Below are 7,004 nucleotides of genomic sequence, written 5' to 3'. Positions count from 1 at the left end.
CGCGCAGGCCCCCGGCCGGACCGGTCAGAAGTCCTCGTCGAACGACACCGTGCCGGTCACCCCGACCTGGTAGGCCGAGACGCGGCGCTCGAAGAAGTTCGACAGCTCCTGCACGTCCTGCAGCTCCATGAACGCGAACGGGTTCTTGGAGCCGTAGATCGGCTCGAGGCCGAGCACCTGCAGGCGCCGGTCGGCGACGTGTTCCAGGTACGAGCGCATGTCCGCCACCGACATGCCGGCGACGCCGCCGCCGAGCAGGTCGTCCGCGAACTGCACCTCGGCGTCCACCGCCTCGCGCAGCATCTCCCGCACCTGCTCGAACAGCGACTCGTCGAACAGGTCCGGCTCCTCGCGGCGCACGGTGTCCACGACGTCGAACGCGAACGCCATGTGCATCGACTCGTCGCGGAACACCCAGTTGGTGCCGGAGGCGAGGCCGTTGAGCAGGCCGCGCGAGCGCAGGAAGTAGACGTAGGCGAAGGCGCCGTAGAAGAACAGGCCCTCGATGCACGCGGCGAAGCAGATGAGGTTGAGCAGGAACGACCGGCGGTCGTCCCGCGTCTGCAGCGTCGTGAGGTCGGAGATGGAGTCGATCCACCTGTAGCAGAACTCGGCCTTGGCGCGGATCGACGGGATCGTCTCGACGGCGGCGAACGCGTCGGCGCGGTCGTTCTCGTCGGGCAGGTAGGTGTCGAGCAGCGTCAGGTAGAACTGGACGTGCACGGCCTCCTCGAACAGCTGCCGCGACAGGTAGAGCCGGGCCTCCGGCGCGTTCACGTGCTCGTAGAGGTTGAGCACCAGGTTGTTCGCGACGATCGTGTCACCGGTCGCGAAGAACGCCACGAGCCGGTTGACCAGGTGCCGCTCGGCCTCCGACAGCTTGTTCAGGTCGGCGAGGTCCGAGTGGAGGTCGACCTCCTCGACGGTCCAGGTGTTCTTGATGGCGTCGCGGAAGCGCTCGTAGAACAGCGGGTAGCGCATGGGCCGCAGGGTGAGGTCCATGCCGGGGTCGAGCAGGGCGTTCTTGCGGGTGGTGTTTTCCAGGGTGGTCACTGGCAGGCCTCACAGGCTTCGGGGTTTTCGAGAGAGCAGGCGATGGCGTCGTCCGACGTCACCGCCGGGACCGCCACGGTCGCCTGCTGGATGCGCGTCGCGGGACGGGAGCGCAGGTAGTACGTGGTCTTGAGCCCGGCTTTCCAGGCGTAGAGGTACATCGAGGAGAGCTTGCCGATCGTCGGCGAGGCGACGAACAGGTTCAGCGACTGGCTCTGGTCGATGTACGGGCCGCGCGCGGCGGCCAGTTCGATCAGCGCCTTCTGCGGCAGCTCCCACGCCGTGCGGAACAGCGAGCGCACGTCCTCGGGCAGTGCGCCGATGCCCTGCGCGGAACCGTCGTCCTGCTTGAGGCGGTTGCGGACCGCGTCCGTCCACAGGCCGCGGGACTTGAGCTCCCGCACCAGGTAGGAGTTGATCTGCAGGAACTCACCGGACAGCGTCTCGCGCTTGAACGTGTTCGACACCTGCGGCTCGATGCACTCGAAGCAGCCGGCGATCGAGGCGATCGTGGCCGTCGGCGCGACCGCGATCAGCAGCGAGTTGCGCAGGCCGTGCTCGGAGATCCGCTCGCGGACTGCGGACCAGCGCTCGGTCTGCGTCGGCGTCACACCCCACAGGTCGGGCTGCAGATCTCCCTTGGCGGCACGGGTTTCCGCGAACGCCGGGTGCGCGCCCGCCGACGAGGCGAGCTCGGCCGACGACTCCAGCGCCGTCAGGTAGATCTCCTCGGCGATCCGCGTCGACAGCTCGCGGGCCTCCGGCGAGTCGAAGGGCAGGCGCAGCTTGAAGAACACGTCCTGCAAGCCCATCACACCGAGCCCCACCGGGCGCCAGCGCGGGTTGGACCGCGCCGCCTGCTCGGTCGGGTAGTAGTTGATGTCGATCACGCGGTCGAGGAACACCACGGCCGTGCGGACGGTGGAACGCAGGCGCTCCCAGTCGATCCCGCCGTCCGTCACGTGCGCGCCGAGGTTGACCGAGCCGAGGTTGCAGACCGCGGTCTCCTCGTCGCTGGTGACCTCGAGGATCTCGGTGCACAGGTTCGACAGGTGCACCACGTTGCCGGGCTCGGCGGTCTGGTTGCACGTGCGGTTCGCGGTGTCCTTGAACGTCATCCAGCCGTTGCCGGTCTGGGCGAGCGTGCGGATCATCCGTCCATAAAGGTCACGAGCCTTCACCGTGCGCACCGCTCGGCCGGCTTCCTCGGCGCCGCGGTAGGCGCGGTCGAACTCGTCGCCCCACAGGTCGACCAGCTCGGGAACCTCGTCCGGGTCGAACAGCGACCAGTCGGCGTCGGCCTCGACGCGGCGCATGAACTCGTCCGGGATCCAGTTGGCCAGGTTGAGGTTGTGCGTGCGGCGCGCGTCCTCGCCGGTGTTGTCGCGCAGCTCCAGGAACTCCTCGACGTCCGGGTGCCACGTCTCCAGGTACACGCAGGCGGCACCCTTGCGGCGACCGCCCTGGTTCACCGCCGAGACCGACGCGTCGAGCGTGCGCAGCCACGGCACGATGCCGTTGGAGTGGCCGTTCGTGCCGCGGATCAACGCGCCGCGCGACCGGACCCGCGACCACTGCACACCGATGCCTCCGGCGAACTTCGACAGCTGAGCGATCTGGGCGTAGCGCTCGTAGATCGACTCCAGCTGGTCCTTCGGCGAGTCGAGCAGGTAGCACGAGGACATCTGGGTGTGCCGGGTGCCGGAGTTGAACAACGTCGGCGAGCTGGGCAGGTAGGCCAGCGACGACATCAGCCGGTAGAAGTCGATGGCCTCGGAGGCGGTGTGCGACAGGCCGCAGGCGACGCGCAGCAGCCAGTATTGCGGCTGCTCGATCACCGACCGCCGGGACGGGTGGCGCAGCAGGTAGCGGTCGTAGACCGTGCGCAGGCCGAAGTACTCGAACCGCCGGTCGCCGTCGAGGTCGATCGCGTCGTCGAGCTTGCGGGCGTTGGCCGCGACGAACTTCGCCGTCGCGTCCCCGATCAGGCCCTCCGCGTGGCCGAGCGCGATGCTCTGGCTGAAGGACTGCACACCCTGGCGGCGCACTTCCTTCTCGATGAACGCCGCCAGCAGACCGGCCGCGAGCTTCGAGTACTCGGGCTCCTCGGCGACCAGCGCGGCCGCGGTCTGGATCGAGAGCTTGTCCAGCTCCTCGGTCGTCGCGCCGTCGTAGAGGCCGCTGATCGTCTTGGTGGCGACCCGCAACGGGTCGACGTCGTGCAGACCGGCCGTGCAGCGCTCCACCGCGCGCACGATCTTGTTCAGGTCCACCGGTTCGAGCGAACCGTTGCGTTTCTTGACGCGCATCGTGGTGGTGACCGTGTCGACCGCCGTCACAGCTCTCTCCTCGCGAGCTCGGGGTGGCCACGAGGACAGCGAGGAGCGGACGGGCGCGCGCGACCGCCACGTCCTCCCGCCCTCCCTCGGGGCCTCGGACACCCGCACGCGAAGGCGCGTGCGGGGCGCTGGCAGGTCTTCGGACTCACGGGCACGCCTGATGGCTCCTACCGGCCGTCGCTTCCCAGACGACTCGCGTCCAGTGCTTCTGACGGCTTTCGTTCCCGTTCACCGCTGCGGGGCAGTCCCGGACTCACACCGGGTTCCCTCTTGCGACGACCGATCTGGATGATCGGCCGAACCAGCTAGATCGACACAATACATGGGCGTGGTCGAGCGAAGAGCACCTACATCTAGTGGGCGTGTCGCTCAGTTGGAGCAGCACCCGCACGAGCTGCCCGTCACCCGGTCGCCGGTGTGCGCGGGGGCACGGGGGTGGCGACGACGAACGAGCTGTGCGTCTGACCGTGGATGAGGAACTGGTCGAGGATGGTTTCGAGGCCCTCGATGCTGGGCGAGTGGACCTTGAGCAGGAAGCAGTCCTCGCCGGAGATGCGGTGGCACTCGCTGACCTGCGGGGTCCGGGCCGCCAGCTCGGCGATCCTGGGCAGCTGACCGGGCCCGGGCCTGATCCGGACCCAGGCGGTGACGGGCAGCCCGATCGCGGCGGGATCGATGTCGAGGCGGTAACCGCGGATGACGCCGGCCCGTTCGAGGCGGGCGAGGCGTTCGCGGGCGGCGGGGGCGGACATGCCGATGCGGCGCGCCAGCTCGGCGGCGGTGAGCCGGGGGTCCGCGCCGAGCACGTCGAGCAGCCGACGGTCGGTCTCGTCCAGCACTGGCTTTCCCGAAGGAAAGCCGATGGGGTTTCCGCCTTCTTTTGCGACCATATCGACGGTCTCCGCCTTCGTTCGCGCATGGTGCTGCCCGGTCCCGCAGTCGACAATAAAGGCATGGTCGAGCCGCGTTTCCGCAGCCTTGGTCGAGCCGCGGCGAGGATCGTGCACCGAACTCCTCCCCACGCCTATTTCGTTGTCAGCGCGGTGTTCCACTACCTCGGGCCCGCGCTGGCGGTGCTGCTGTTCGCCCGTGTCGAGGTGCTCGGGGTGGCGTGGCTGCGCATCGCCACGGCCGCGGTGGTGTTCGCCGTGTGGCGGCGGCCGTGGCGGCTGTGGTCGCGCCTGGACCGGGCCACCCGGTGGCTGCTGACGGGGTGGGCGGCGGTGCTGGCGGTGATGAACAGCGTCTTCTACCTGGCCATCGACCGGTTGCCGCTGGGCACGGTCGCGGCGATCGAGTTCCTGCCGGTCATCGTGCTGGCCGCGCTCGCCGCGCGAACCCGTCGCAACGTCGCCGCGCTGATCGCGGCGGTCGCGGGCGTGTACCTGCTCACCGACGTGCGCCTGGTCGCCGAACCTCTGGGCATCACGTTCGCCGCCGCCAACGCGGTGCTGTTCGCGCTCTACATCATTCTGGGGCACCGCGTGGCCCGCAGCCGGCAGGTGTCCGGCATCGACGGCCTGGCGCTGTCGATGATGATCGCCGCGGTGATCGCGCTGCCGATCGGGATCGGTCAGGCCGCGCCGGCCTTCCTGGACCCGGTGGCCCTGGCCGCGGCGGCCGGGGTGGGGATCTGCTCGTCGGTCATCCCCTACGTCTGCGACCAGCTCGCCATGGCCCGCTTGCCCCGGGCCACCTACGCCTTGATGGTGTCCTTGCTACCGGCCACGGCCACCGTCGTCGGGATCGTCGTGCTCACGCAGATCCCCTCTGTCGCGGAGGTCGTCGGCGTGGTGCTCGTGGTCACGGGTGTTGCCCTGCACCAGGAACGCCCCGCGGAGCCGCAACCGGATCCCGCCTGAGGTCGGGGTCCGGTGTGGACGCGAACAGTCGGGTCTGCCCTACTGTCCCGGTCCTCGCGGATCATTACCGTGTGGCTGTCCGGCACATGGGGGAAGGCGGAGCCGTGGGGGATCTGGCGCGCCGGGACGTGTTGTCCTGGCTCGGACGGGGTGCGATCGGTGCGGTCGCACTCGGGGCCGTGGGGAATTCGCCCGCCACCGCGGGTACCGCCGTGACGGTGTTGCGGGGAGCGACCCTCATCGACGGCACCGGGCGCCCGCCCGTGCGCGACGCGACCATCGTGCTCGCCGGTGACCGCGTCGTGGCCGCCGGTGGGCGCTGCGACGTGCCGGGTGGTGCGCGGGTGCTCGATCTGGCCGGGAAGTACGTCATCCCGGGTCTGTGGGACATGCACACCCACTCGACGTTCTTCGAGGACACGGTCGCGCCGCTGCACGTCGTGCAGGGTGTCACCGGTGTCCGCGAGATGTGGGGGATGCCGGAGACGCACGACACGCGCCGGCGCATCGAGGCCGGTGAGGTCCTGGGCCCGCGCATGGTCATCGCGAGCACGATCGTCGACGGCCCCGGCTCGGTGTGGCCCGGCACGGACGTCGTGCGCACGCCGGCGGAGGCGCGGGCCGCGGTGCGCCGTGCCAAGGACGGTGGAGCGGACTTCGTGAAGGTCTACTCGTTCCTGTCGCCGGAGTGCCACGCCGCCATCGCCGACGAGGCGCGCAGGGTGCGGATCCCGTTCGCCGGCCACGTGCCCGCGCGCGTGCCGATCCAGGACGCGCTCGCCCAGCACACGCACGAACACCTCTACAACCTGTTCACGTCCACTTCGGACAACGCCGACGCGCTTTACGCCGAACTGCGCGCGCTGCCGGACGACCCCGCCGACCCGAACTGGTGGGGCCGGCAGTCCGGCCGGGTCGAACGGGCCGCAGTCGCCACCCACTCACCGGCTCGCGCTCGGGCGCTGTTCGCGCAGATGCGGCGGCACGGCACGTGGGAGTCCCCCACGCTCTTCGTCGAACGCAACATGTCGCGGTCGCCCGAGAACATCGTGAACGACCCGAGGGCGCTGGAACGGATGCGGTACATCCCGGTCGGCCTGCGCGAGCAATGGCAGTCGATCATGTCCGGCCGTCCCGGCCGCACGCCGGAGGAGGAGGCCGCGCTGCGCGAGTTCGGCGATGCCCGCATGCGGCTGCTCCGCACGATGCACGAGGCCGGTGTCGGTGTCGTCGCCGGCACGGACGCGGGCTTCGCCTACGTCTTCCCCGGTTTCTCGCTGCACGACGAGCTCGCGCTGCTCGTGCAGGCCGGTCTCAGCCCGATGGCCGCGCTGCGGGCGGCGACCAGCGAGGCCGCGCGCTGCCTCGGGCTCGAGCACGAGACGGGCACGGTCACCCCCGGCAAGCAGGCCGACCTGGTGGTGCTGGACGCGAACCCGTTGGCGGACATCACGAACGTCAGCCGCATCCACGCCGTCGTGACCCGCGGCCGCTACCTCGGCCCCGCGGACAGGGCACGGGTGCTGGCCGGGATCGAGGCCGCCGCGCGGGAACCGGTCGAGGCGCCGGTGACACCGCTGGGGTGCTGCGTGCACTGAGGTGCGGCGGTCGCCCGGGTCTTCTCGAGCAGGACTCCCCGGCGATCGCGGCAAGGCGGCCGCTCGGCTGCCCGAGGTTTGAGACGGCGCCGGCTCGCTGCCGCGTCGCGTCCCACCGCGCGGCCGCGGCCGCCGCGGCACCCCGGAGACGG

5 protein-coding genes and 1 riboswitch are annotated in these 7,004 nt (G+C 70.2%); of the genes, 2 read left to right on the top strand and 3 right to left on the bottom strand.

Features of this window, described 5'->3' with window-relative positions:
• Positions 1-24: 24 nt before the first annotated feature.
• The 3 genes from ACFWGZ_RS37940 to ACFWGZ_RS37930 all read right to left on the bottom strand — a co-directional run bounded on the left by ACFWGZ_RS37940 (position 25) and on the right by ACFWGZ_RS37930 (position 4,231).
• On the bottom strand, positions 25-1,053 hold the full coding sequence (locus ACFWGZ_RS37940; protein ID WP_382456428.1) for a ribonucleotide-diphosphate reductase subunit beta: 1,029 nt from the start codon (positions 1,051-1,053) through the stop codon (positions 25-27).
• Complete coding sequence (locus ACFWGZ_RS37935; protein WP_382456427.1) at positions 1,050-3,392, bottom strand: ribonucleoside-diphosphate reductase subunit alpha; 2,343 nt, start codon at positions 3,390-3,392, stop codon at positions 1,050-1,052. The genes ACFWGZ_RS37940 and ACFWGZ_RS37935 overlap by 4 nt, the downstream gene beginning before the upstream one ends.
• A gap of 112 nt (positions 3,393-3,504) precedes the next feature.
• Positions 3,505-3,713, bottom strand: a riboswitch (cobalamin riboswitch).
• A gap of 80 nt (positions 3,714-3,793) precedes the next feature.
• Positions 3,794-4,231 carry an Lrp/AsnC family transcriptional regulator gene (locus ACFWGZ_RS37930; RefSeq protein WP_382456426.1) on the bottom strand — a complete coding sequence of 146 codons (438 nt, stop codon included), beginning with the start codon at positions 4,229-4,231 and terminating at the stop codon, positions 3,794-3,796.
• 114 nt (positions 4,232-4,345) lie between these two features.
• Here ACFWGZ_RS37930 and ACFWGZ_RS37925 point away from each other — a divergent pair, with 114 nt between their 5' ends.
• Entirely contained in the window at positions 4,346-5,254 is a 909-nt protein-coding gene (locus tag ACFWGZ_RS37925) for a DMT family transporter (protein ID WP_382456425.1), read from the top strand.
• Between the two features lie 179 nt (positions 5,255-5,433).
• The gene (locus tag ACFWGZ_RS37920; RefSeq protein WP_382456424.1) at positions 5,434-6,852 is read left to right on the top strand and encodes an amidohydrolase family protein; all 1,419 of its coding nucleotides are present in this window, start codon (positions 5,434-5,436) and stop codon (positions 6,850-6,852) included.
• Positions 6,853-7,004 lie beyond the last annotated feature (152 nt).

Source organism: Lentzea sp. NPDC060358 (genome assembly GCF_042725365.1).
Lineage (GTDB): Bacteria > Actinomycetota > Actinomycetes > Mycobacteriales > Pseudonocardiaceae > Lentzea.
This window is presented reverse-complemented; position numbering and strand designations above follow the sequence as displayed.

Excerpts from the sequence above, each read along its gene's own strand:
- ACFWGZ_RS37925 (WP_382456425.1), top strand. The coding sequence starts at position 4,346 with ATGGTCGAGCCGCGTTTCCGCAGCCTTGGTCGAGCCGCGGCGAGGATC.